The following is a 25,354-nucleotide window of genomic DNA, read 5'->3' on the forward strand; positions in this document are numbered from 1 at the left end:
ACAGGAGCGGCACCGGACACAGAGCCCTGCGGGGGCGAGGGTTCGGGCTCGGAGCCCCGCGCGGGAGTAGGTCCGGGCACAGAGCCCTGCACAGGAGCGGCTCCGGGCACAGAGCCCTGCGGGGGCGAGGGTTCGGGCTCGGAGCCCCGCGCGGGAGCGGGCCCGGGCACAGAGCCCTGCACAGGAGCCGGTCCAGGCACGAAGCCCTGCGCGGGAGCGGGCCCGGGCACAGAGCCCTGCACGGGAGCCGGTCCAGGCACGAAGCCATGCGCGGGAGCGGGCCCGGGTACAGAGCCCTGCGGGGGTGTGGGTTCGAGCTCGGGTCCATGCGGTGACTGGAGTTGGGGGACCCGGCCGTGCGGTGGCTGGAGCCCGGGTGCCGAGGTGTGTGTCCGCTCTGGGTGAGGCGCCGGCCCTCCGGCGTCGGCGTCCGCTCCTCGACGCCCCAGGCCGGCCTCGGCCTCCCGAACTCCAGGACCGGCGTCGACGCCCCACATACGGCCAGGCCCAAGGCCGGCCTCGAACTCCTCTCCCGGTCCCCCAGGGCCGGTCTCGGCCTGAGCACTCCGGATTCCAGGGCCGGCCTCGATTTCCGCTACCGAACCCCCAGTGCCGGTCTCAGCCTGAACACCCTCACGCCCGAGGCCGGCTTCGGCCTCCGCCTTCCGGCCCCCGGGTCCCCCACCGCCAACGCCGGCTTCAGCCTCCCGACCTCCAAGGTCGGCCGCGGCCTCCGGACCCCGACCTCCAACCGCCTCCCGACCTCCAAAGCCGACCCCGGCTTCCGCTCGGCGACCCCCCAAGTCAGGTTCAGCTGCCGCTCCCCGGCCCTTGCCGTCGGCCTCGGCCTCGGCCTCCGGAGTCCGCCCCCTAGGACCGACCTCAACCCCCGCTCCCTCAAGCCCGGAACCACCCTCTACCTCAGCACCCGGTCGCCCACCCGCCGCCAGCCCCGAGACTCCCGACCCAGCCCTGTCTCCCCCGCCTCCAGGCCCCTCTCCCCCCAGCGCCGGCATCGTCGGCGTAGGAACCGGAAACGCCACCGGATCCAGGGCTCTCTCGAGGGCGTCCAGGCCGGGGCGGTGGGTGGGGTCCTTTTGCAGGAGGGTGGTGAGGACGGCTCGCAAGGGGCCTGCTGTGGGCGGGAGTTCGGGCTCCTCGTAGAGGACGGCGTGCAGGGTCGCCAGGGTGGTGTCGCGGGCGAAGGGGGAGCGGCCGGCGAGGGCCGCGCTCAGGGTGGCGCCCAGGGACCAGATGTCGGACGGTGGGCCCTGGGGGCGGCCGGAGACACGTTCGGGGGCCATGTAGTCGGGTGAGCCGACCAGCATGCCGACCATCGTGAGGGCCTTCGCATCCTGGATCGCCGCGATGCCGAAGTCCGTCAGGACCACCCGGCCCCGCCCGCGTGTCCGCGTCACCTCCGTCTCCACCAGAACGTTGCCCGGCTTGATGTCCCGGTGGAGCACGCCCCGGGCGTGGACCTGGCGCAGTGCCGCGAGCAGCCCGATGCCGATCCGGGCCGTCTCGCACGGGCCCAGCGGGCCATCCTCCGCGATGATGCGTTCCAGGGAGCGGCCGGCCACCAACTCCATGACGATCCACAGACGTTCGCCCTCGTCGACCACGTCGTAGACCCGGACGACGTTGGGGTGGTCGATCCGCGCCGTCGCCCTCGCCTCGCGCAGCGTCCGTTCACGGCGGGTGCGCGAGTCCTCGGGGTCCAGGCCGTCGATGCGCATTTCCTTGACGGCGACCAGGCGGTCGAGTATTTCGTCGACCGCTCGCCACACCCGCCCCATTCCCCCCTGGCCGATACTCTCGACCAATCGATAACGGCCCGTCACCAGTAAACCTGGAAGCCCGCCGTTCCTCGCACCATCACCTGCATGATCAGGGTTCCCTGAACTTCCCATGTTTCCCACGTTTCCCGGCAATCCGCTGCACCCCCCACTACGCCGCATCGGACATCCGCCATTGAAACACAATGGTCACACTTCAAGCCGTACCAGCATAGTGCGGAGAAATCTTGTGGTAGCTCTTCAAGTACTGCGAATTCAGGCGCAGGCAAGGGGGACGAACATGAGTTCTCGCATGAGTTCTCGTCGCACGACGGCCATCGCAGGGTCGCTGGTCGCGACATCTTTCTCGGCAGTGCTGATCTTTTCCGCCACTGCCGGCGCGGACGACCAGGGTCCTGGCAGCAGCAAGGGGGGAAAGGTCATCGACGAGGCGCCGGCAGGGGTGAAACTGACGACTCTGCTGCCCGAAAAGATCTCGGTGGACAACAGTTCGCAGGAGACCGGAATCACCGCCACGGTGAAGAACGAAGGGACCAAGGACAGCGGAAAGATCCAGCTTTTGGTCGTCGGTTTCGACGGCCTTACGGTCAAGAATGTCGAGGGCTGTTCAGCTATCGCGGAAGGCAGTCTTCCGGAGGGCTCGAACAGCGGTTTCGCCTGTGCCGTCGACAATCTCCCGGCCGGTGAGTCGAAGTCGTACGCCGTCAAGGCGACGTACGACCTGGGCAGGACCGGGAAGATCTGCCTTCCCGTCCAGACCGGCGACGGCAAGAAGACGTACTGGCAGCAGGGCCCGGTGCCGTTCGGTACGACGAATCCGTCGCCCGACGCCCCGGCCACCCCGCTGCTCCTCGGCACCGACAACAAGCCGGTCGCACCGGGCGCCGACGAGCTGCCCAAGACCGGCCTCGGCCGTGACGTCCTGCCGCTGGGCGCGGCCGGCGCGGCGCTGATCGCGGTGGGCGCGGCCGGGCTGTGGTGGTCCCAACTGCGGCGGGCCGGACAGCACGCCGACTGAGCGGGGACTCCTCGGAAATCGGCCGGATAACCTGACGGCAGGTGTCAGGTTATCCGGCCACTCTGTGTGCCATGACCTCCATGACCTCCATGACCTCCTCGCGGCACCTCACCGAACTGCCGCTTCTCCGTCCCGGCGACCCCGGCTACGACGACGAACTCGCCGGATTCCAGACCGGCTTCGCCCAGCGGCCCGACCTTGTCGTCCCGGCCCGCGGCACCGCCGATGTGGCGGCCGCGGTGCGGTACGCGGCCGAGCGGCGGCTGCCCGTCGGCATCAAGGCGACGGGCCATGGACTTCCCGGGCCGGTCGACGGCGGGGTCCTCGTCTCGACCCGGCACATGGACCGGGTGAGCGTGGATCCCGAGGCCCGCACGGCCCGCGTCCAGGCGGGCGTGCGCTGGGGGCAGGTCGTGGCGGCAGCCGAGCCGTACGGGCTGGCGCCGTTGAACGGCTCGGCCCCGTCCGTGGGCGCCGTGTCGTACACGCTGGGCGGCGGACTCGGCGTCCTCGCCCGCGAGTTCGGGTACGCCGCCGACCACGTACGGTCCCTCGACATCGTCACCGCGGACGGCCGGGCACGTCATGTCACCCCGGGGTCCGACCTGTACTGGGCCCTCCTCGGCGGGGGCCACGCCTTCGGTGTCGTCACCGAGATGGAGATCGGCCTCGTCCCCGTCCGCACGCTCTACGGCGGATCCCTCGCCTTCGACGGGCGGGACGTCGATCCGGCGGTGGTACTGCGGGCGTACGAGGAGTGGACGCGGACCGTGCCCGACGGGCTGACGTCGTCCTTCGCCGCCGTACCGTATCCGGACATCCCGGCTCTGCCGCCGCATGTGCGCGGGCGGTACGTCGTCTCGGTGCGGGTCGCCCACACCGGCCCCGACGGTGATCGGATCGTCGCCCCGTTGCGCAGGGTCGGGGCGGTGCTGTCCGACTCCCTGCGCGAGATGCCGTACGCCGAGAGCCACACCATCCACAGCGACCCGGACTTCCCGCACGCCTACTACGGGGACAGCGCGGTGTTGGGTGAGTGGGACCTCGACGCGGTGGCCGGGGTGCTCGGGCGGACCGGGCCGGAGGCCGCCGGGGCCATGTGCGTCGTGCAGGTCAATCATCTCGGGGGCGCGCTCGCCCGGCCCGCTCCGAACTCGGTGCCGTATCGCGAAGGCACCTTCCTGGTGCGGATGTTGACCATGGCGGACCGGGAGCGGGCCCGCGAGATCCTGGACCCCGCCTTCGAGCTGCTCGCGCCCGTCACGCTCGGGCGGGCCGTCAACTTCGCCTTCGGCGCCGGGGATCGGGGCGCCGGGCTGTACGACGCCACAACGCGCGAGAGGCTCGCCGGGATCAAGTCGCGGTACGACCCGGCGAACCTCTTCCGCAGGAACTACGGCGTCAGCGGTTGAGCAGCTTCCAGGTGGTGGGCAGGGCGCCCATCGCCAGGGCCGCCTTCAGGGCGTCGCCGATCAGGAACGGGGTGAGGCCGGCCGCGATGGCCGCGGTCGCCGACATGCCGGTGGCGAGGGCCAGGTACGGGACGCCGACGGCGTAGATGATCGCCTCGCCCAGCAGCATCGCGCCCGCGGTGCGCAGCGCGGTGCGGTCGGCTCCGCGGCGGGCCAGGGCGCCGACGACGGTGGAGGCGAGGATCATGCCGAGGATGTAGCCGAAGGACGGGGCCGCGGCGCCGGAGGTACCGTCCGCGAACCACGGCACGCCCGCGATGCCCGCCAGCGCGTACAGCGCGAGGGAGAGGAAGCCGCGGCCGGCGCCGAGGGCCGTGCCGACCAGCAGCACCGCGAGGGTCTGGCCGGTCACCGGCACCGGGGAGCCCGGCACGGGCACGGAGATCTGGGCCGCGAGGCCGGTGAACGCGGCGCCGCCGACGACGAGCGCGATGTCGCGGAGTCGGGAGGCCGGGATCAGGTCGGCGAGGACCTGCCCGGGGCGGGCGGGGGCGGCAGCGGTGGCGGCGGTGCTCATGGGGACTCCGCTAAGTGAGGGCGGTAGGGGACCTTGTGACGCTATCCCAGGGGGTTTCGGCGCCTCACCGTCAGTGGCCGACAAAGCGCGGCGCGTGGGGTTGGTGGGCTTCGGACAAAGGGTGGGGGTTACACGGGGTACGGGGTGATGACGGTCACTGAGGCAGGGACATTCACCTCACACAGCGGGTCTGGGGCCGACTGTAGGGGTTCGACAATCGGGAACCTCACTGCTGGGCGTCACCGCCGCTGCCGCCGGCCTCACCGGCTGCGCCGAGAGCAGCGCCGCCGACGCGGCCGACGCGGCCGAGGGGGGCCTCCACCGCCCCGCTCGCCAAGAAGGTTCCCGCCGGAACCACGCCGGTCGTCACGCCCGCCGCCACCCCGGCCGCCGCCGCATAGTCACCGCGTAGTCACCGCGTAGTCACCACGTCACCTACAGTGCGGCAGCTGTCCGCATAGTGGGCAGTCTCTCCTTCTGAGCGGAGAGACTGCCCAGACTGTGGGCGTTTTTTGCCCTCTCACGCATTGGACGAGCCGCGCCCATGCCCCACTCCACCGCTCAGGCGCCCCCGCAGGCGGACGAAGTCTCCCTGTCCCACGGCCTCAAGCAGCGCCACCTGTCGATGATCGCCCTCGGCGGCGTCATCGGCGCGGGCCTCTTCGTCGGCTCCGGCGCCGGTATCGCCGCCGCCGGCCCCTCGATCGTCATCGCCTATGTGATCTCCGGCCTCCTCGTGATGCTGGTGATGAGGATGCTCGGCGAGATGTCGGCCGCGTATCCCTCCTCCGGCTCCTTCTCCGCGCACGCCGAGCGGGCGATCGGCCCCTGGGCGGGCTTCACGGCCGGCTGGTCCTTCTGGGTGCTGCTCTGCACGGCCGTCGGCCTGGAGGGCATCGGCGCCGCGAAGATCGTCACGACCTGGCTGCCGCACACGCCCGAGTGGGCCTGGGTGGCGCTGTTCATGGTCGTCTTCTGCGGCGCGAACCTGGCGGCCGTGAAGAACTTCGGCGAGTTCGAGTTCTGGTTCGCGGCGCTGAAGGTCGGCGCGATCGGGCTGTTCCTGGTGCTGGGCGGGCTGGCCGTCGCGGGCGTCCTGCCGGGCACGGACGCCCCGGGCACCGCGAATCTCACGGGCGCGGGCGGCTTCCTGCCGAACGGCACCGAGGGACTGATCATCGGTCTGCTGGCCTCCGTCTTCGCCTACGGCGGCATGGAGACGGTCACCATCGCGGCCGCCGAGTCGGAGAACCCGGTCAGCGGCGTGGCGAGCGCCGTCCGCACGGCCATGTGGCGGATCGCCCTCTTCTACATCGGCTCGATGGCGGTCGTCGTCACCCTCGTCCCGTGGGACTCCAAGGAGGTCGTCGAGAAGGGCCCGTACGTCGCCACCCTCGACCACCTCGGCATCCCCGGCGCCGGCCAGGTGATGAACGTGGTGGTCCTGGTCGCCCTTCTGAGCGCCATGAACGCCAACATCTACGGTTCCTCGCGCATCGCGTACTCCCTCGTCCGGCGCGGCCAGGGTCCGAAGGCAATGGGCCGCGTGTCGGCCGGCGTCCCGCGCATCGCGGTCCTCGCCTCCTCCGTCTTCGGCTTCGTCTGCGTCGTGCTGTCCTACTGGCGGCCGGACGACGTCTTCCCCTGGCTGCTGAACATGATCGGCGCGGTCATCCTCGTCGTCTGGATCTTCATCGCCGTCTCCCAGCTGCGGCTGCGCAGCCGTCTGGAGCGCGAGGCGCCGCAGAAGCTGGTCGTGCGGATGTGGGCGTTCCCCGTGCTGACCTGGGTGGCGCTGGCCGGCATGGTGGCGATCTTCGTCCTCATGGCGCGGGAACCGGACACGCGGGTGCAGCTGTACTCGACGGGCGGGATGACGCTGTTCCTGGCGGTCGCCGGGTACGCGCGGCAGCGGGCGCGCGCCCGGAGCTGACGCCGCTTCGACGCCAAAAGGGCCCCCATGTGATCCACATGGGGGCCCTTTGCTGTTAGCTTGTTGTTGCAAGCTACTTGCAATAAGAGCTCTGAGGGGAACCCTTCATGCCCGTCTACACACTCCCGGAACTGCCGTACGACTACTCCGCGCTGGCGCCGGTGATCAGCCCCGAGATCATCGAACTGCACCACGACAAGCACCACGCGGCCTACGTCAAAGGCGCCAACGACACGCTGGAGCAGCTGGCGGAGGCGCGGGACAAGGAGCAGTGGGGGTCGATCAACGGCCTGGAGAAGAACCTGGCCTTCCATCTGTCCGGGCACATCCTGCACAGCATCTACTGGCAGAACATGACCGGTGCCGGTGGCGGGGAGCCGCTGGAGAAGGACGGCGTGGGCGAACTGGCGGACGCCATCGCCGAGTCGTTCGGATCGTTCGCGGGCTTCAAGGCGCAGCTGACCAAGGCCGCCGCGACCACGCAGGGCTCCGGCTGGGGTGTGCTGGCGTACGAGCCGCTGAGCGGACGGCTGATCGTCGAGCAGGTCTACGACCACCAGGGCAACGTCGGCCAGGGCGCCACGCCGATCCTCGTGTTCGACGCCTGGGAGCACGCCTTCTACCTCCAGTACAAGAACCAGAAGGTCGACTTCATCGACGCCATGTGGGCCGTCGTCAACTGGCAGGACGTGGCCCGGCGTTACGAGGCCGCCAAGTCCCGTACGGACGTCCTGCTGCTCGCGCCGTAACGGCGCCCCCGGCGTCCTGCCTCGTGATCGTCTTCTCACCCTTCACGAAGGCGGGCGGAATGAAGGAAGCCCCCGCGAGGACGTGACTCGCGGGGGCTTCTGCGTGCCGGGGAGCAAGCGTCGGGGCAGGTGTCAGGGCTTGCGGCCCAGGGCGCCGTGCTGGCCGATCGGCTGCGGGTCCCCGGCGCCCGGCTCGGTGTGCCACAGCGGAACGGAGACAAGGCCGGGCTCCACCAGGTCCAGGCCGTCGAAGTAGCCGGCGATCTGATCGACGGGGCGCAGGAAGTACGGGACCGCACCGGTCTCGTTGTAGGCGTCCTGGGCCTGCTCGTAGTCCGGGTCGGTGCCCCGGGAGCCCTCGTTGAGGGAGAGGTAGCTGCCGGAGGGCAGGCCGGCCAGGAGGCGGCGGACGATGCCGCGGGCCTGGTCGTAGTCGGCGACGTGGCCGAGGATGCCGCTGAGGATCAGGGCCGTGGGCCGGGACAGGTCGAGCGTCCGGGACGCCGCCTGAAGGATCTTCTCCGGCTCGTAGAGACTCAGGTCCTCGTACGCCGTCACGCCCTCGGGCGTCGAGGTGAGCAGGGCGCGGGCGTGGGCCAGGACCAGCGGGTCGTTGTCGACGTAGACGATCCTCGACTCGGGGGCGAGGCGCTGGGCGACCTCGTGGGTGTTGTCGACGGTGGGCAGACCCGTGCCGACGTCGAGGAACTGGCGTACGCCCGCCTCCGTGACCAGGTACCGGATGCTGCGGCCCAGGAAGGCCCGGCTGCTGCGGGCGATGGTGACGATACCGGGAAAGACGGCGGTGTAGGCGTCGCCGGCCGCCTCGTCCACGGCGTAGTTGTCCTTGCCGCCCAGCCAGTAGTTCCAGATGCGGGCCGAGTGCGGTACCGAGGTGTCGATCTCCGTCATGTGCCCATGGTGCTACGCCGGGTCGGGCTCGCAGGGCACATTGAGGGAGAGAAGTGACGCGGATCCGTCGGATTTCACGAGGAGTTCGCTGATCGCGGCGTTGCGCAACCGGGGGAACACTCTGCGGTACTCACCGGCCGGGATCGACAGCAGGGTGCACAGCACCAGACGCAGCAGCGTGTTGTGGGCGACCACGAGGACCCGCTCGCCCGGGTGGGCGGCGGCGATCCGGCGCAGGGCGGCGGCGCCGCGTTCGGCGGCGGCCGACGGGTCCTCCGCGCCCGGGAACGGGTTTGCCACCGGATCCGTCCGGAACGCCTGCGCGGCCTTGGGGTTCTCGGCCTCGAACTCCGCGAGCGTACGGCCCTCCAGCACCCCGAAGTCGCATTCGCGCAGGCCGGGTTCGCGGTGCGGGGTGAAGCCGAGGGCCCGGCAGGCGGGCGCTGCGGTGATCACGGCGCGGGAGAGGGTGGATGTCCAGACGGCGTCGACCGGGTGGGCGGCGGCCCAGCGGCCCAGCGCCTCGGCCTGGGCCCGGCCCGTGTCGGTGAGGGGCACGTCGCTGATGCCGGCGTAGCGGTTCTCGGCGTGCCAGACAGTCTGCCCGTGGCGGGCGAGGAGGAGGGTCGTGGCTGTGGTCATGGGACGTCCAGTGTCACTCGGTGTCGGTGCCGGCGCGACGGGGTGCCGCCTTCTTTGGGTCGGGTGCCGCCCCAGCGGCACGACTGTCCGCAGGCCGGGTGGGCCGATCACGAGTCCGTAGTATCCGGGGCCGGCGAAGGAGGGCAGGTCAGGCGGGTGCGTGCGTGGTGCGCGACCGGGGTGGGCAGCCAGCCGCGTTCCTCCAGTTCCCGCACCAGGCGGACGTACGGGTCGGTGAAGCGGGCGGTGCGGTCGGGGCGGGGCTCGACGGTCGTGCCGATGCGGGCCATGCCCTCCGCGGCCGCCGCCAGATCCGGTGCCGCGCCCGTGCCGTACGCCGCCAACGCGGCCATTCCCAGGGCCGGTTCGGTCTGTTCGGGTACGCGGGCCGGACGGCCCAGGATGTCGGCGCGCAGCTGGTTCCAGTACGGGCTGCGGGCGGCGCCGCCGGTGAAGGTGAGGGGGCCGTCGAGGGGGGCGCCCAGGTGGTGCAGGTAGTCCAGGCAGAGGCGTTCCGTGAAGGCGACGCCCTGGAGGAGCGCTGCCCACAGGTCGGCGTCCGACTCGGGTTCGCCGAGGACGAGGGCGACGGCGTCCGGGGCCAGGAAGGGGAAGCGCTCGCCGGGTGCGACGAGGGGGTACGTGATCGCGCCGGACGGCTCGTACGCGGCGGCCCGCTCGTCCATGGCCGCCGGGTCGGCCCCCGCGAACGCCGCCGTGAGTACGCCCGCGCCCACACTTGAGGCACCGCCGGGCAGCCAACTCCCGTCCGGAGCACGGTGGTTGTAGACCACACCGGTCGGGTCCCGGACGGGGTGCGTGGACGCGCCCTTGAGGACCAGCGTGGTGCCGAGCACCGAGTTCCAGGAGCCGGGGCGCAGGGAGGCGGAGGCGATCTGGGCCGCACAGCCGTCGGTCATCCCGGCGATGACGGGGGTGCCGGCGGGGATGCCGGTGGCGTCGGCGGCGGTCGCGCAGACCTCGCCGAGGGGCGTGCCGGGGCGTACGACGTCCGGGATCGCGGTCTCGTGCAGGCCCAGTCGGGGCAGCATGGCCGGCCAGGCGTCGCGCTCCAGGTCGTACCCGGTCTTCAAGGCGTGGCTGGAGTCGGCCGGGGGCAGCTCGCCGGTGAGGAGAGACACGATCAGGTCCGGCTGGTGGGTGATCCTGCCGTGGCCGTACGCCTCCGTCAGCCACAGCGCCTTGGGCAGCGCCCAGGTGTCCTGCACCCCGAGCCCCGCCGTCCTCGCCCGCGCCGCGTGGGCCGTCGCCCGCCCGTCGTCGTACATCAGGGCGGGGCTCGAAGGCCGCCCCGCCCCGTCCGTCAGCAGCACGGTCCCGGAGGTCCCGCACACCGCGAGCCCGCCGACCCGCGCCTTCGGCCGCCCCTCCAACGCCGCACGCGACGCCGTGCACAGCGCGTCCCACCACTCGGCCGGGTCCTGCTCGTGCCGCACCCCGTCCCGCCGTCCACCGAGGGGCGCCGAGCCGCTGCCCAGGACGGTGCCGTCCCCGGTGGCCAGCAGAACCCGGACACTCTGGGTGCCCAGGTCGATCCCGAGCCAGGCGTCGCCCTCGACGTGCTCGTGCACCATCCGGACCTCCCTGTTCTGGGGCGTTCATCGCTCTGGGAGCGTTCATCGCGATCCGATCCGTGAACTTCTCACTCTGCCCTGAGATTTTCCCGTGCGCGAGGGATTGACGCCCAACTTCCGCCGTTCCACCCTCTGTTAACGAGTCGACTCGCCGTGTTGGCCGAACACCGGACCGGACCGAACCCCACGTGGAGGTCACGGATGGACACGCACGTGCACGACCGCCGCCGCTTCCTGGCCCTGACCGCCGCGGCCGCCGCGACCCCGCTGCTCGCGGCCTGCGGTGCCGGGTTCGGCGGCGACGACGGCAAGAGCGACGGTTCGGCGGCGGACGACGTCACCGGCTCCTTCGACTGGAAGCGGGAGAAGGGCACGACCGTCAAGGCGCTGCTCAACAAGCACCCGTACACGGACGCGCTGATCGCCGACCTGAAGTCGTTCACCGAGAAGACCGGCATCGAGGTCGAGTACGACGTCTTCCCCGAGGACAACTACTTCGACAAGCTCACCGTCGACCTGTCCAGCGGACGCGCCTCCTACGACGTCTTCATGCTCGGCGCCTACATGGTGTGGCAGTACGGCCCGCCCGGATGGCTCGAAGACCTCGGCCCCTGGATGCGCAACGCCTCCGCCACCGGCGCCGAATGGGACCAGGCCGACTTCTTCCCCAACCTCCTCCAGGCCGACCAGTGGTCCCTGAAGGCGGGCGCACCGCTCGGCCAGGGCGGGCAGTACGCGCTGCCGTGGGGCTGGGAGACCAACGTCGTCGCCTACAACACGGACGTCTTCACCAAACTCGGCCTGAAGCCCGCCGAGACCTTCGAGGAGCTGCGCGAACTCGCCGGGGCCATCAAACGGAAGGCTCCCGGTGCCGGCTTCGACGGCATGTACGGAATCGCCGTACGGGGGTCGCGGAGCTGGGCGACGATCCACCCCGGCTTCATGACGATGTACGCCCGCAACGGACTGAAGGACTTCACAGTCCAGGGCGGGAAGCTCACACCCGCCATGAACACCCCGGAGGCCGTCGCCTTCACCGAGGACTGGGCCGGCATGGTCAAGCAGGGCGGGCCGCCGTCCTGGACGTCGTACACCTGGTACCAGTGCTCCAGCGACCTCGGCGCGAGGAAGGCCGGGATGCTGTTCGACGCGGACACGGCGGCCTACTTCCAGGCGGTCGAGGGCGCGAGCCCCGCCTCCGGGAAGATCGCCTTCCACCCCGGGCCCAAGGGACCGAACGGATCGCTCGCCACCAACATGTGGATCTGGTCGCTCGGTATGAACGCCAAGAGCAAGAAGAAGAGCGCCAGTTGGCTGTTCCTCCAGTGGGCGACCGGCAAGGAGCACCTGCTCAAGGGCGCGATCACGCACAACCACATCGACCCGGTGCGCAAGTCGATCGCCGACGCCGGCGCCTACAAGGACAAGATGAGGCACCTGCCCGGCTTCATCGAGACCTTCGAGACGGTCGTCGACCAGACGAAGATCCAGTTCACCCCGCAGGCCCAGTTCTTCGACGCGACGACCAGCTGGGCCTCCGCCCTCCAGGAGATCTACGGCGGCAGCGGCGCCAAGTCGGTCCTCGACGACCTGGCGGGCGACCTCGCCGGCAAGGTGGGCTAGCCGATGGGTTGGCGCCTCACTGCATCTTCCGGTTCGCCTCCGGGGCGCTCCAGCCGGTGTCGAGAGCCCGACCGCGCTCAGCCCTCCGGGCCTCCGCGCGCTCGGGCTCTCGACACCGGCGCGCCCCTGCGGCTCACCCTGCGCCCATACGTCCTGATCGTCCCCGCCCTGCTGCTGACCTGCGGGATTCTCTATCCCTTCGGGCTCGGCCTCTACTACACGCTCTTCGACTTCTCGGCGAGCAAGCCGCAGCCGGACATGGTGCGCTTCGAGAACTACCAGACCGTCTTCACACAGGAGGCCTTCTGGAACTCGGCGTGGGTGACGGTGCTGTACGCGGTCGGGGCGGCCGCCGTGGAGACGGTGCTGGGCGTGACCGTCGCCCTGCTGCTGCACCGGTCGACGATCGTCGGACGGGTGCTGGAGAAGATCCTCATCCTGCCGCTGATGATCGCGCCGGTGATCGCGGCGATCATCTGGAAGCTGATGCTCCAGCCGTCGGTAGGGGTCGTGAACTACCTGCTCAGACCCTTCGGACTGGGCGGCGTCCAGTGGACGGACACCCCGACCGGCGCCCTGCTGTCGTCGATCGCCGTGGACGTCTGGGTCTACACCCCGTTCGTGGCGATCCTCGCCCTCGCCGGACTGCGGTCGCTGCCCACCTCCCCCTTCGAGGCGGCGGCCGTGGACGGCGCGGGCTGGTGGTACACCTTCCGGCGCCTCACGCTGCCGATGCTGTGGCCGTACGTCCTCGTCGCGGTGATCTTCCGCTTCATGGACTCGCTGAAGGTGTTCGACATCATCTACGCCCTGACGGAGGGCGGCCCGGGCGACTCGACCGTCGTCCTCCAGATCCGGGCGTACCTGGAGGCCATCCGCTTCCAGCGGTACTCGTTCGGCATCAGCTACACGATCGTGCTGTGGGCCGTCGTGTATCTCGCCGCGATGGTGCTGGTGAAGCACCTGGGGAAGATCCAGCGGAAGGCGGCCGAGGCGAAATGACACCAAGGAAACGGCTGTGGGGATGGCTGGCGGACGCCGCCCTCATCCTCTACTTCCTCTTCGCGCTCTTCCCGATCGCCTGGATGGTGATCCTCTCCCTGAAGCCGACGAACGAGCTCTTCTCCACCTACTTCTCCTTCTCCCCCACCCTCGACGGCTACCGCACGGTCCTCGGCGACAGCGAGGGCATCCCGTTCGTGCGGTTCTTCGTCAACAGCCTGGTGGTGTCGGTGGGCGCGGTCGTCCTGTCGCTCCTCGTGGGGCTCCCGGCGGCGTACGCCTCGGCACGCTGGCGTTTCAAGGGCTCCGAGAACCTGATGTTCACGCTGCTGTCGTTCCGGTTCGCGCCCGAACTCACCGTGATCATCCCGCTGTTCGTGCTGTACCAGAAGCTCGGCCTCTTCGACACCTACGTCGGCATGGTCTGGGTGCTCCAACTCGTCACCCTGCCGCTGATCGTGTGGATCATGCGCTCGTACTTCGCCGACCTCACCCCCGAGCTGGAGCAGGCGGCGCTGCTGGACGGCTACACGCGCAAGCAGGCGTTCGTGAAGGTGGCCCTCCCGCTGGTGAAGCCGGGGGTGGCGGCAGTATCGCTCCTCGCCTTCATCTTCGCCTGGAACAACTTCGTCTTCCCCCTCATCCTCACCTCCAACGAGGCCCAGACCGTGACCGTGGGCGCACTGTCGTTCCTCGGCGGGGACCGCCCCAAGTACAACCTCACGGCCGCCGCCGCGCTGGTCTCCGTCGTACCGCCACTGCTGCTCGCGCTGACGATCCAGCGGTATCTCGTGCGGGGCCTGTCGTTCGGGGCGGTGAAGTCTTGACTTCCTCCCCCCGCTCAAAGGCGGGAGATTCCAGCGGTCGCCCGCTGGGTTTCCGGCTTCACCGACGACTGCCCCGTCCGGGAGGACTCCCGTTGAGGTCTTACACCGTCTCCACAGGCAGACGCGGCCTTTGGCTGATCTTGAACTATAGGCCGTGGACATGGCTTACTCCGCATACCAGCAACAACGAATCGACGCCGGGCTCTGCAAGGGCTGCGGTGCTGAGCGCGGCGATGCCGGAACGTCAGTCTTCTGTCGGCCCTGCGCCGACCGCCACAGCCAACGTCAGTCCTCGCGGAAAGCGCGACTTCGAGCCGAGTGGGCCAAAGCCGGACCGCTCACCTGCAACCACTGTGGGGTCGCGCTGCTCGATGACTCCTACAAGAGCTGTCCACGCTGCCGCGAGCGCCACAGGGAAAATTGGAAGGGCGCCGCGCCGCGCAGACGGGCGCGTAAGGAGGCGGCAGGCGAGTGCGTCGACTGCCGAGAACCTGCATTGGTCCCGTCGCGATACTGTCGCAGGCACGCCATGGGGAACATCCTGCGGAAACACGGTATCCCCGCAGAACGCTATGAGGAGTTCTGGCGGAAGCTGGAGACTCAGGGCTTTCGCTGCCACTACACGGGTGAGCCGCTCGTCCCTGGCGTCAATGCCAGCATCGACCATCGCATCCCAACTAGTCGCGGGGGCAGCAAAACCGACATCGAAAACTGCGTCTGGTGTGACCGCAACGTCAACGCCTTCAAACGCGATCTCACCGAAGAAGAATTCGTGCAGCGCTGCAAGGCGGTGGCCGAGCGCTTCAGCTGGCGAGACGGACGCAGCCGAACGTGCGGGACAGCTCAGCTGCCTGCTCGTCCGTGGGGTAAAAGCGGTACTTGAACGCCCGCTTGACCTGCTGCGTCACACTTCACATTCCATCAGATTCCGTGTGAGTCAAGAGCGTCGGACGAAGGAATCCCGATGATTCGCCTTCAGGCTGTGCGGAAGACGTACGGCAGGGTCACCGCACTCGATGGGCTGGAACTGGACGTGCGGGAGAGCGAGTTCTTCTGCCTGCTCGGCCCGTCCGGCGCCGGCAAGACGACCACGCTCAAAACTGTCGCCGGGCTCGAACAGCCCGACGCCGGCACGGTCGAACTCGACGGCAGGGACATGCGCGGCGTCGAACCCTACGACCGTGGCGTGGCGATGTGCTTCGAGAGTTACGCCCTCTACCCGCACAAGTCGGCCTACGACAACCTGGCCTCCCCGCTCCGCTCCCCCCGCCACCGCCTCCCCGCCGCGCAGGCCCGGGAGCGCATAGGCGAGATCGCCGAACTGCTCGGCATCTCCGCCCTCCTGGACCGCCCGGTCGGGCGGCTCTCCAACGGCCAGCGCCAGCGCGTCGCCCTCGGCCGCGTCCTGGTCCGCCCGGCCCGCGCCTTCCTCCTCGACGAGCCCCTCTCCCACCTGGACGCCAAGCTGCGCCAGCAGATGCGGGCCGAGCTGAAGGCGATCGGGGCGGTGCGGCGCACGACCACCCTCTACGTCACCCATGACTCCGTCGAGGCGCTGGCGCTCGGCGACAGGATCGGAGTGATCCGTGACGGGCGGATCGTGCAGACGGGGACGCGGGAGGAGATCTGGTACCGGCCCTGCGACACGGAGGTCGCGCGGGCCTTCGGGCGGCCCCGGATCAACCTGCTCCCGGGGACCGTGGCGCCCGACGGCGGCTTCCGGTCGGCGGACGGCAAGGTCGAGCTGCCGATCGGAGCGGAGGCGTCTCCCGGCACGGTCTACGTCACCGAGGTGCTCGGCCGGTCCGTGGAGGTCACCGTCCGGCTCGGCGAGCAGCACGTATCCCTGGTCGCCCCGCGCGGCGACGCGGCCGGTCTGCGTCCCGACGATCCGGTACGGCTGTCGGTCCGGCCTGAGAACCTGCTCCTGTTCGAGGCCGACCGGCCGGAGCGTCCAGGACGAAGGATCGGGCAGTGAACAACACACAGCAGGGCCCCGCCGCCCGCCAGGCCACCATGGCCGAGCAGGTCCTCGCCGCCGGGTCGGCCACGGCCGCCGAGCTGGCCGAGCGGTTCGGGGTGAGCCTGATGACCATCCACCGGGACCTCGACGAGCTCGAACGGCAGGGGATCGTGAGGAAGTCCAGGGGCGGGGTGACCGCGCAGCCCTCCGGGGTCTTCGAGTCGAACGTCCAGTACCGCCTGAAGGCCATGCGTGCCGAGAAGGCCGCCGTCGCCGACCGTGCCGTGAAGCTGATCGAGCCCGGCATGGCGATCATGCTGGACGACTCCACCTCCACCCTGGAGATAGCCCGCAGGCTGCGGCTCGGGGAGGTGACCCCGCTGACGGTCGTCACCAACTTCCTGGAGGCCATCAACCTCCTCTCCGACCAGCGCGGCATCCACCTGATGGCCCTCGGCGGCGACTACGACCCGCTGCACTCCTCCTTCCTCGGCGTGTCCTGCGTCGAGGCGATCGAACAGCTGCGGGTGGACGTCTGCTTCGCGTCGACGTCGGCCGTGCGCGGGGGCTACGCCTACCACCAGGAACAGCACATCGTGTCGGTGAAGCGGGCCATGCTCGACGCGGCCGCCCGCAACATCCTGCTGATCGACCACACCAAGCTCGCCCGGGTCGCCCTGCACCGGGTGGTCCCCCTCTCCCGCTTCGACCTGCTCCTCGTGGACGACGGGGCGTCGGCGGAGGCGCTGCGGGACCTGGACGAGCACAAGGTCACCTACGAAGTCTGCGCCAGGACAGGTCCTGTGGCACCGACCGTGACGAAGGGCAGCGATGACCGAGCTGGAGCTACGTGACCTGCGCAAGACCTACCGTGCGCGGGGCCGCCCGGCCGTGGACGCCGTACGCGGCATCGACCTGACGCTGCGCTCGGGCGAACTGCTCGGCCTGCTCGGCCCCTCGGGCTGCGGCAAGTCCACCACGCTGCGGATGATCGCGGGCCTGGAGACGGTGACCGGCGGGGACATCCTGGTCGGCGGCGCGTCGGTGATCGAGCGCCCGGCGCAGCAGCGCAACATCGGGGTCGCGTTCGAGAACTACGCGCTGTATCCGCCGCTGACGGTGGCGGAGAACCTGGCGTTCGGCCTGAAGGCACGGCGCCGGGCCGACCGGGGGGACGTCGACCGCAAGATCAAGGAGATCGCCGACCGCGTCGACCTCACCGCCCTCCTCGACGCCCGCCCCGCCGGCCTGTCCAGCGGCCAGAAGCAGCGCGTGTCCCTGGCCCGCGCCCTGATCCGTGAACCGGACGTCCTGCTCCTCGACGAACCGCTCTCCCACCTGGACGCGGCCCAACGCGACACGACCCGCCGCGAACTCAAGCGCATCCAGCGCGACTTGGGCCATACGACCATCCTGGTCACCCACGACCAGGAGGAGGCCCTCTCCCTCGCCGACCGGATCGCCGTGATGAAGGACGGCGTGATCCAGCAGCTCGGCACGCCGTACGAGATCTACGACACCCCGGCCAACGTCTTCGTCGCGGACTTCGTGGGCGAACCGGCGATCAACCTCTTCCCCGGCATCGCGGACGCGGACGCCCACGCCCGCCTCTCCGACACGGTACGGATCGCGTTGCCGGCTGCGGTGGCGGCGGGCCGGGAGGTGATGGTCGGCATCCGCCCGGAGGACCTGACGCTGACCGGCGAGGAGAACGGTCTCGCCGCCCGCGTGGTGGCCCACGAACCGCTCCTGGAGTCGGGCATCGCGACCCTCGCCCTCGACGGCGTCGAACGCCCCCTCGTCGTCCTCACCGCCCCCGAGGTCCGCCTGGCCCACGACGACCGCGTCCACGTCACAGCCGACCCACACCTCACCCATGTCTTCGACGCCGAGACGGGAGACTCTCTGCGATGACCAAGGGGAACAGCGTGCGCGTGCTGGCCGCAGGCGACCACTTCATCCTTCCGTCGCTCATCAGAGAGGCGCTGGACCCTGAACTCCCCTGCGAGGTGGCCGAACTGACCCTCGGCTGGCCTCTGACCCCCTTCGGCCCGGTGGCCGAGGTGACGGAGGCGAGTGACGCCGAGGACGAACTGATCGAGGCCCTCGCCGGCACCGAGGCGCTGGTCACCCAGATGGGCCCGGTGACGGAACGCGTCCTGGACGCCTGCCCGGACCTCCGGCTGGTGGTGGTCTGCCGCGGCGGCCCGGTGAACGTCAACCTGGACGCGGCCAAACGCCACGACGTCCGGGTCTGCTACGCCCCCGGCCGCAACGCCGCCGCCACCGCCGAGTTCACGATCGGCCTGATGCTGGCGGCCCTGCGCCGCATCCCCCAGGCCCACGACCTCCTCGCCCGCCGGTCCAGTTGGGAGGGGGCGACCTACTACACCTACGAGCACAGCGGCCTGGAGCTGGAGGACCTGCCGGTCGGTCTGGTCGGCTACGGAGCCGTCGGCAGCAGGGTCGCCCGCGTACTCTGCGCCTTCGGAGCACGCGTGATGGTCTTCGACCCGTACGTCCACGGCGAGATCCACGGCCTGCGGGTGCCCTCGCTCGACGAACTCCTGCGGATGTCCCACGTCATCACCGTGCACGCCCGCCTCACCCCCGAGACCCGCGGCCTGATCGGCGCCCGTGAACTGGCCCTGCTGCCGAAGGGCGCGGTGGTCGTGAACGCGGCAAGGGGCCCACTCCTGGACGAGGAGGCCCTGTGCGAGGCCCTGGAGAACGGCCACTTGTCCTCAGCGGCTCTCGACACCTACGTACGGGAGCCGCTCCCCCCGGCCTCCCGCCTGCACGCCCTGGCCGACCGGGTCGTCCTCACCCCCCACCTGGGCGGCGCCTCCCGCGCCGTGGCGGAGAAGGCGGCTCGCATCGCCGCCGCCGAGGTGGCCCGCTGGGCCCGCGGGGAACCCCTCGCACACTGCCTGACCTGAGGGCATCGGCCCACCGCGGCGCCGGGCAAGAGCCCACCAACCGCACCGGGCCGACGACACCGGCCACGAAGAGAGCCGTAGGGGCGACATGTGGCGCCCCGGAGGCGAACGAAGCCGGATATTCGGCACCCCAGCCCTGAAAAGCACAGCACAGCCGACCGAGCCGAAGAGGTGGGTGGGTGGGAATGTACGTAGGTATCGACGTAGGCACGTCCACGGTGAAAGCAGCCGCGTTCGACGCACAGGGCCGCGAACTGACCGTCGCCGCCCGCCCGGTGGCCCTCGCCCTGCACACCGGGACCGTCGAGCAGGACATGGACGAGGTGTACAACGCAGTCGTAGCCGTACTCGACGAGGTGACCGAACGCGCCCCCCACCCCGTGGAGCTGGCCGGCCTGACCGGCCAGGGCGACGGCGTCTGGCTGCTCGACGCACAAGGCCGCCCCGTCCGCCCCGCCGCGTCCTGGATGGACGGCCGCGCGCACGAACTGGTCGACCGCTGGCTGGCGGACGGCACGTTCGAGACGGTGTTCCGGCGGACGGGAAGCGCGATGTTCCCGGGGTGTCCGGGGCCGTTGCTGGCGTGGCTGGACAGTCACGAGCCGAAGGCGCTGGACGAGGCTTCGGCAGCCGTCTACTGCAAGGACATGGTGTTCCAACGGCTGACAGGCCGCCCCCACGCCACCACGGACGTCTCCGACGCCTCGATGCCCTTCCTGGACCCGCGCACCCGTATGTACGACAACGGGGTCGTGGAACTGCTCGGGCTGACCCACCGACGCGGACTCCTCGCCCCGGTCAGCGACCCGATCCCGACAGCGCGGACGCGCGCCGCGGGCCTCCCACCCGGGACCCGTATCGCGAACGGCCCGTACGACCTCCCGGCCTGCGCGCTCGGCGCGGGGGTGACGGCGCCCGGCGACGGCCTGCTCATCGTCGGCACCTGCCTGGCCAGCCTGGTCGCGACGACCGATCTCGACCTGACCGGTGAACCGGCCGGCCTGTACATCAACACGGACCGCCCCGGGCACTGGCTGCGCGCGATGCCCGCGATGGTGGGGACGGCGGCGTTGGACTGGGTGCTGTCGACGACGGGCGTCCGGCACGAGGAGGTCGACGACCTGCTCGCCGAGACCCCACCCGGAGCGAACGGCGTACGCGTCCTCCCGTACTTCGCCCCCTCCGGCGAGCGCGCCCCCTTCGTCGAGCCGCGGCTGCGCGCCGAACTCACCGGTGTCTCCCTGGAGTCCACGAAGGCAGATCTGGTACGTGCCACCTGCGAGGGCATCGGATTCGCGGCTCGCCACTGTCTGGAGGCGGCGGGGCTGACCGGTTCCCTCGCGGTGTGCGGCGGCGGCACGCGCAGTCCCGCCTGGATGCGGCTGCTCGCGGATGTCCTGGGCCGTCCGTTGAGGGTCGTCGAGGGTGAAGTGGGCGCGCGGGGCGCGGTGTTGGCGGCGGCGGAGCGTTTCGGGGTGGACCTGGACGTGGCGGCCTGGACGGAGCCGACGGTGGTGGTGGAGCCGGACGCGGTCCGGGCGGTGTACTACGCGGACACCTACGACGACCATCTGGCCCGGCTGGCTCAGGCGCGCCACCGGGCTCGCGCGTGAACGACCCGACGACACAAGGGAGTCAGAGTCCCATGCACCTCAGACGCCGTTCCCTCCTCCTGGCGGCCGCCACGGCCCCCGCGACCACCGCCGCCACCGCAATCCCCTCGCACGCGGCGGAGCAAGGAGCCCCGCGCGAGCGCGCCCCGGTGGTCATCGGCCATCGCGGCGCCGCGGGCTGGCGCCCCGAACACACGGCGGCTTCCTACACCTACGCCGTGCAGACCGGAGCGGACTGGATCGAACCGGACCTCGTCCCGACGAAGGACCATGTCCTGGTCGTCCGGCACGAGAACGAGATCTCGCAGACGACGGACGTGGCGTCGCACCCGGAGTTCGCGGGCCGCCGTACCACCAAGTCGGTGGACGGGCGGGCGGTGTCGGGCTGGTTCACCGAGGATTTCACGCTGGCGGAGCTGAAGACGCTGCGGGCGGTGGAGCGGCTGCCGTCGGTCCGCAACCGCAACACGGTCTTCGACGGCCGGGATCAGGTCCTGACCTTCCAGGAGGTCGTGGACCTCGCACGGAAGCTCTCGAGGACACACGGCCGGACGATCGCCGTGTTCCCGGAGACCAAGCACCCGACGTACTTCCGCGGGCTGGGTCTGCCGCTGGAGCCGAAGCTGACGCGGGCGATCCGCCGTAACCGCCTCGGTCGGCGTGAGTGTGTCGTGCAGTCCTTCGAGCCGACGAGTCTGAAGCGGGTCGCGGCGCAGCGGCTGGGGGTGCCGTTGTGGCAGGCGCTGGGGACGACGGGTGGGCCGTACGACCTGGTGTCGGCCGGTGATCCGACGACGTACCGGGACATGATGACCCCGGCGGGGCTGGCGCGGATCGCCGCGTACGCGGACTGGATCGGGCCGGACAAGTCGTCGCTCGTGGGTACGTCGGTCCTCGCGGACGCGCATGCGGCGGGGCTGCGGGTGGGCCCGTACACCTTCCGGGCGGAGAACCAGTTCCTGGCGGCGGAGTTCCGGCGCGGTGGCGGAGCGAACGATTTCGGGGACGCGTTCGCGGAGTACGCGCTGTACTACGGGATGGGGGTCGACGCCGTGGTGACCGACTTCCCTGATCTGGCGGTGATGGCGAGGAGGGGTTGATGGCACGAAGCCGGGCTTGCCCGAACTGCGGCACGATGCAGGAGTTCCAGAAGCTCGACGGCGCCGAGAAGGCGGCCGTCCGCGAGAAGAAGGGGGACCGGCACTACGTGGACGATCTCTGGCGCTGCACCGCCGTCGGCTGTCTGACGTACTTCCCCGCCGGACGCCTGCGCGAGCACGACCTCCTCCCGGAGAGGTTCCGCAAGGAGGAGGCCGCCGCCACGGAGCCGGAGTGACCCTTACAGGTTGCTGAAGTCGGGCCCCTTCGTCCGCGTCCGCTTGATCTCGTAGAAGCCCGGCACGGAGGCCACGGCGAGGGTGCCGTCCCACAGCTTCGCGGCGTCCTCGCCCTGGGGGGCCGGGGTGACGACCGGGCCGAAGAAGGCGATCTGCTCGCCGTCGGCGCCGGGGACGGCGATGACCGGGGTGCCGACCTCCTGGCCGACCTTGTCGATGCCCTCCTTGTGGGAGGCGCGCAGCTGCGGCTCGTACGGGGTGGCGTCCCAGTGCTCCATGAGGGACTCGGGCAGGCCGACGTCCTTCAGGGCGGCGGCGACCGTCTCCTTGCCAGGGCCCTCGTCCTTGTTGTGGATGCGGGTGCCGAGCGCGGTGTAGAGGTCGCCGAGCACCTCGGCGCCGTGCTCCTCCTGCGCGGCGATGACGACCCGGACCGGGCCCCACGCCTTGGTCTCGAGCAGCTCGCGGTACTCCTCGGGGAGGTCGTCCAGCTTGTCCTCGTTGAGGACGGCGAGGCTCATCAGATGCCAGCGGACCTCGATGTCACGGACCTTCTCCACCTCCAGCACCCAGCGGGAGGTCATCCAGGCCCAGGGGCACAGCGGGTCGAACCAGAAGTCGACGGGGGTCTTGTCCGACATGTCTCTCCTCAGAGGCAAGCGAGTCTCTCAGCCAAACCTCTGGGGGAACGCCCCGGCTCGCCCGGCCATTCCCCGGTGCGGTGTGTCAGGAGCGCATGACAGGATCGGGGCTGTCCGCATACTGAACACATCCGACCGAACCATCCGAGGGAGTCCACGCGTGCCCGGTGAGAATCTGTCCCGCGACGAGGCCCGGGAGCGGGCCGCCCTGCTGTCCGTCGACGGGTACGACGTGTCCCTCGACGTGCGTTCCGCCCTCGGTGACGGACCTTCTCAGAACGGGGCGCCGCGCACGTTCCGTTCGGTCACCACGATCCGCTTCCGCTGTGCCGAGCCCGGCGCCACGAGCTTCGCGGATCTGATCGCGCCGAGCGTGACGGCCGTCTCCCTCAACGGCCGGGATCTGGACCCGAGTGAGGTCTTCGACGGTTCGCGGATCGTGCTGGAGGACCTGGCCGCCGACAACGAACTCGTCGTGGACGCCCAGTGCGCCTACTCCCGCACCGGTGAAGGCCTGCACCGCTTCGTCGACCCGGAGGACGGCGAGGTCTACCTTTACACGCAGTACGAGCCGGCCGACTCCCGCCGGGTCTTCGCGAACTTCGAGCAGCCGGACCTCAAGGCGCCGTTCCGCTTCGAGGTGCGGGCGCCCGAGGAGTGGACGGTGTGGAGCAACGGGTCCGGTCAACTCGCCGACGGCGTATGGCGGTTCGCGGAGACGAAGCCGATCTCGACGTACATCACCTGTGTCGTGGCCGGCCCCTACCACTACGTCACGGACTCCTACTCCCGTACGTTCGCCGACGGTACGACCCTGGAGATCCCGCTGGGCGCGATGTGCCGCAAGGGTCTCGCACCGTACTTCGACTCCGACGACGTCTTCCTGGTGACGAAGCAGGGCCTGGACTTCTTCCACGACCACTTCGACTATCCGTACCCCTTCGGGAAGTACGACCAGGCGTTCGTGCCGGAGTACAACCTCGGCGCGATGGAGAACCCGGGGATGGTGACCTTCCGGGAGGAGTTCATCTTCCGCGGGAAGGTGACGCGGGCGTCGTACGAGGGCCGGGCCAACGTCATCCTGCACGAGATGGCGCACATGTGGTTCGGTGACCTGGTCACCATGGTGTGGTGGGACGACCTGTGGCTGAAGGAGTCCTTCGCGGACTTCATGGGCACCTTCGCGAACGTCGGCGCGACCCGCTTCAAGGACGCATGGATCACCTTCGCCAACCGGCGCAAGGCGTGGGCGTACCGCGCCGACCAGCTGCCCTCCACGCACCCGATCACGGCGGACATCCGTGACCTCCAGGACGCGAAGCTCAACTTCGACGGCATCACCTACGCCAAGGGCGCTTCCGTGCTGAAGCAGCTCGTGGCGTACGTCGGCCAGGACGCGTTCCTGGAGGGTGCGCGGCGCTATTTCAAGCGGCACGCGTACGGCAACACGCGCCTGGGCGATCTGCTGTCGGTACTGGAGGAGACCAGTGGCCGGGACATGGGCGCGTGGTCGCGGTCCTGGCTTCAGACGGCGGGCGTGAACTCGCTGACCCCGCAGGTGCTGCTGGACGCCGAGGGCCGGATCGACGAGCTGGCGGTGGTGCAGGAGGCGGCGGAGTCGCATCCGGAGCTGCGTCCGCACCGGGTCGCCGTGGGCCTGTACCGGAGGACGGAGGCCGGCACCCTGGAGCGGTTCGCGCAGGCCGAGGTGGACGTCGAGGGGCCGCGGACGGTCGTGGCGGAGCTGGCGGGCGCGCAGGCGCCGGAGCTGGTGCTGGTGAACGACGAGGACCTGACGTACTGCAAGACGCGTTTCGACGAGACGTCGCTGGCGACGCTGCGTGCCGCTCTCGGCGACATGACCGATCCGCTGGCCCGTGCGCTGTGCTGGTCGGCGCTGTGGAACATGACGCGGGACGCGCTGCTGCCGGCGCGGGACTTCGTGGGGCTGGTGCTGCGGTTCGCGGGGCGCGAGTCCGACATCGGTGTGCTCCAGATGCTGCACGCGTGGGCGAACTCGTCGCTGGTGCACTACGCGGCGCCCGGGTGGCGGCCGACCGGCGAGCGGCTCGTGGCCGAGGGCGCGCTGCGGGAGCTGCGGGTGGCCGAGGCGGGCAGCGAGCAGCAGCTGGCGTGGGCGCGGTTCTTCGCGTCGGTGGCGTCGGGGTCGGAGGACCTGGGGTTGCTGCGGGGGCTGCTGGAGGGTTCGGAGAAGATCGAGGGGCTGGACGTCGACCAGGAGCTGCGCTGGACGTTCCTGGAGCCGCTGGCCGCACACGGGGTCGCGGACGAGTCGGTCCTGGCGGCCGAACTGGCCCGGGACGACACGGCGTCCGGCAAGCGCCACCAGGTCCGCTGTCTCGCCGCGCGGCCGTCGCAGGCGGTGAAGGCGCAGGCGTGGGCGCAGGTCGTCGAGTCGGACGCGCTGTCCAACGCCCTGGTCGAGGCGACCATCTCCGGCTTCGGCCAGCCGTCCCAGCGGGAGCTGCTCGCGCCGTATGCCGAGAAGTACTTCGCGGCGATCGAGCGGGTGTGGGCCGAGCGGTCGATCCAGATCGGCATGGACGTGGTCCGGGGTCTGTTCCCGGGGCTCCAGCAGTCGCGGGCCACGCTGGACGCGACGGACGCGTGGCTCGCGGCCCACGAGGACGCGGCACCGGCGTTGCGGCGGCTGGTGCTGGAGGCGCGGGACGATCTGGCGCGGGGGCTGCGGGGGCAGGCGTGTGACGCGGCGGCCGCCGACGCGTCAAGCGCCGGATGACCTTTGGCCAA

The 25,354-nt window shown here is 70.4% G+C and carries 21 protein-coding genes and 2 pseudogenes; 15 read left to right on the forward strand and 8 right to left on the reverse strand.

Annotated elements, in window-relative coordinates; all coding sequences use genetic code 11:
• Positions 1-989 precede the first annotated feature (989 nt).
• Positions 990-1,799: pseudogene (locus tag KUM44_RS47515) on the reverse strand (serine/threonine-protein kinase); the annotation flags it as partial.
• 292 nt (positions 1,800-2,091) lie between these two features.
• On the opposite strand from KUM44_RS47515, the gene KUM44_RS08645 reads away from it, so the two are divergent.
• Both KUM44_RS08645 and KUM44_RS08650 read left to right on the forward strand, forming a co-directional pair.
• Entirely contained in the window at positions 2,092-2,817 is a 726-nt protein-coding gene (locus tag KUM44_RS08645) for a hypothetical protein (RefSeq protein ID WP_217207200.1), read from the forward strand.
• An 80-nt stretch (positions 2,818-2,897) separates the two neighbouring features.
• Positions 2,898-4,229: an FAD-binding oxidoreductase gene (locus KUM44_RS08650; RefSeq protein WP_217207252.1), complete on the forward strand. Its 1,332-nt coding sequence runs from the start codon at positions 2,898-2,900 to the stop codon at positions 4,227-4,229.
• Here KUM44_RS08650 and KUM44_RS08655 read toward each other — a convergent pair.
• Together KUM44_RS08655 and KUM44_RS08660 are read right to left on the reverse strand one after the other, a co-directional pair.
• Positions 4,219-4,806: a biotin transporter BioY gene (locus KUM44_RS08655; RefSeq protein WP_217207201.1), complete on the reverse strand. Its 588-nt coding sequence runs from the start codon at positions 4,804-4,806 to the stop codon at positions 4,219-4,221. The genes KUM44_RS08650 and KUM44_RS08655 overlap by 11 nt on opposite strands.
• Positions 4,807-5,032: 226 nt before the next feature.
• Complete coding sequence (locus KUM44_RS08660; RefSeq protein ID WP_217207202.1) at positions 5,033-5,176, reverse strand: hypothetical protein; 144 nt, start codon at positions 5,174-5,176, stop codon at positions 5,033-5,035.
• A gap of 174 nt (positions 5,177-5,350) precedes the next feature.
• Here KUM44_RS08660 and KUM44_RS08665 point away from each other — a divergent pair, with 174 nt between their 5' ends.
• Positions 5,351-6,739 carry an amino acid permease gene (locus KUM44_RS08665; protein WP_217207203.1) on the forward strand — a complete coding sequence of 463 codons (1,389 nt, stop codon included), beginning with the start codon at positions 5,351-5,353 and terminating at the stop codon, positions 6,737-6,739.
• Between the two features lie 107 nt (positions 6,740-6,846).
• The gene (locus KUM44_RS08670) at positions 6,847-7,488 is read left to right on the forward strand and encodes a superoxide dismutase (protein ID WP_217207204.1); all 642 of its coding nucleotides are present in this window, start codon (positions 6,847-6,849) and stop codon (positions 7,486-7,488) included.
• 132 nt (positions 7,489-7,620) lie between these two features.
• Here the strand turns inward: KUM44_RS08670 and KUM44_RS08675 are convergent, their stop codons facing one another.
• From KUM44_RS08675 to KUM44_RS08685, 3 genes are all read right to left on the reverse strand, one after another.
• Complete coding sequence (locus KUM44_RS08675) at positions 7,621-8,400, reverse strand: SAM-dependent methyltransferase (RefSeq protein WP_217207205.1); 780 nt, start codon at positions 8,398-8,400, stop codon at positions 7,621-7,623.
• 12 nt (positions 8,401-8,412) lie between these two features.
• On the reverse strand, positions 8,413-9,042 hold the full coding sequence (locus tag KUM44_RS08680) for a histidine phosphatase family protein (RefSeq protein WP_217207206.1): 630 nt from the start codon (positions 9,040-9,042) through the stop codon (positions 8,413-8,415).
• A gap of 107 nt (positions 9,043-9,149) precedes the next feature.
• Complete coding sequence (locus tag KUM44_RS08685; RefSeq protein WP_217207207.1) at positions 9,150-10,637, reverse strand: FGGY-family carbohydrate kinase; 1,488 nt, start codon at positions 10,635-10,637, stop codon at positions 9,150-9,152.
• A gap of 201 nt (positions 10,638-10,838) precedes the next feature.
• Here KUM44_RS08685 and KUM44_RS08690 point away from each other — a divergent pair, with 201 nt between their 5' ends.
• Genes KUM44_RS08690 through KUM44_RS08700 form a run of 3 tightly spaced genes read left to right on the forward strand, consistent with a single transcriptional unit; the run spans position 10,839 to position 14,089 of the window.
• Positions 10,839-12,260, forward strand: coding sequence for a sugar ABC transporter substrate-binding protein (locus tag KUM44_RS08690; protein ID WP_217207208.1), 1,422 nt, complete (start codon positions 10,839-10,841; stop codon positions 12,258-12,260).
• Between the two features lie 3 nt (positions 12,261-12,263).
• Positions 12,264-13,262: a carbohydrate ABC transporter permease gene (locus KUM44_RS08695; protein ID WP_254389255.1), complete on the forward strand. Its 999-nt coding sequence runs from the start codon at positions 12,264-12,266 to the stop codon at positions 13,260-13,262.
• Entirely contained in the window at positions 13,259-14,089 is an 831-nt protein-coding gene (locus KUM44_RS08700; protein WP_217207209.1) for a carbohydrate ABC transporter permease, read from the forward strand. The genes KUM44_RS08695 and KUM44_RS08700 overlap by 4 nt, the downstream gene beginning before the upstream one ends.
• An 804-nt stretch (positions 14,090-14,893) precedes the next feature.
• Here the strand turns inward: KUM44_RS08700 and KUM44_RS08705 are convergent.
• Positions 14,894-14,997 (reverse strand): annotated as a pseudogene (locus tag KUM44_RS08705) (helix-turn-helix domain-containing protein); the annotation flags it as partial.
• Positions 14,998-15,053: 56 nt separating this feature from the next.
• Between KUM44_RS08705 and KUM44_RS08710 the strand changes: the two are divergent.
• From KUM44_RS08710 to KUM44_RS08740, 7 genes are all read left to right on the forward strand, one after another.
• Complete coding sequence (locus tag KUM44_RS08710; RefSeq protein ID WP_217207210.1) at positions 15,054-16,067, forward strand: ABC transporter ATP-binding protein; 1,014 nt, start codon at positions 15,054-15,056, stop codon at positions 16,065-16,067.
• Between the two features lie 38 nt (positions 16,068-16,105).
• The gene (locus KUM44_RS08715) at positions 16,106-16,906 is read left to right on the forward strand and encodes a DeoR/GlpR family DNA-binding transcription regulator (protein ID WP_254389261.1); all 801 of its coding nucleotides are present in this window, start codon (positions 16,106-16,108) and stop codon (positions 16,904-16,906) included.
• Positions 16,884-17,966: an ABC transporter ATP-binding protein gene (locus KUM44_RS08720; RefSeq protein WP_217207212.1), complete on the forward strand. Its 1,083-nt coding sequence runs from the start codon at positions 16,884-16,886 to the stop codon at positions 17,964-17,966. The genes KUM44_RS08715 and KUM44_RS08720 overlap by 23 nt, the downstream gene beginning before the upstream one ends.
• Complete coding sequence (locus KUM44_RS08725) at positions 17,963-18,991, forward strand: 2-hydroxyacid dehydrogenase (RefSeq protein WP_217207213.1); 1,029 nt, start codon at positions 17,963-17,965, stop codon at positions 18,989-18,991. The genes KUM44_RS08720 and KUM44_RS08725 overlap by 4 nt, the downstream gene beginning before the upstream one ends.
• Positions 18,992-19,176: 185 nt before the next feature.
• Positions 19,177-20,604 (forward strand): FGGY-family carbohydrate kinase, encoded by a 1,428-nt coding sequence (locus tag KUM44_RS08730; protein ID WP_217207254.1) that lies wholly within the window; start codon positions 19,177-19,179, stop codon positions 20,602-20,604.
• 32 nt (positions 20,605-20,636) lie between these two features.
• Complete coding sequence (locus tag KUM44_RS08735; protein ID WP_217207214.1) at positions 20,637-21,704, forward strand: glycerophosphodiester phosphodiesterase family protein; 1,068 nt, start codon at positions 20,637-20,639, stop codon at positions 21,702-21,704.
• Positions 21,704-21,940 (forward strand): hypothetical protein, encoded by a 237-nt coding sequence (locus KUM44_RS08740; protein WP_217207215.1) that lies wholly within the window; start codon positions 21,704-21,706, stop codon positions 21,938-21,940. Before KUM44_RS08735 ends, KUM44_RS08740 begins: the two co-directional genes overlap by 1 nt.
• Before the next feature lie 3 nt (positions 21,941-21,943).
• Here the strand turns inward: KUM44_RS08740 and KUM44_RS08745 are convergent, their stop codons facing one another.
• The gene (locus KUM44_RS08745) at positions 21,944-22,582 is read right to left on the reverse strand and encodes a DsbA family protein (RefSeq protein ID WP_217207216.1); all 639 of its coding nucleotides are present in this window, start codon (positions 22,580-22,582) and stop codon (positions 21,944-21,946) included.
• 160 nt (positions 22,583-22,742) lie between these two features.
• On the opposite strand from KUM44_RS08745, the gene pepN reads away from it, so the two are divergent.
• Positions 22,743-25,343, forward strand: coding sequence for an aminopeptidase N (pepN, locus tag KUM44_RS08750; RefSeq protein ID WP_217207217.1), 2,601 nt, complete (start codon positions 22,743-22,745; stop codon positions 25,341-25,343).
• Positions 25,344-25,354: the final 11 nt, after the last annotated feature.

This window comes from Streptomyces sp. AC550_RSS872 (genome assembly GCF_019049285.1).
Lineage (GTDB): Bacteria > Actinomycetota > Actinomycetes > Streptomycetales > Streptomycetaceae > Streptomyces.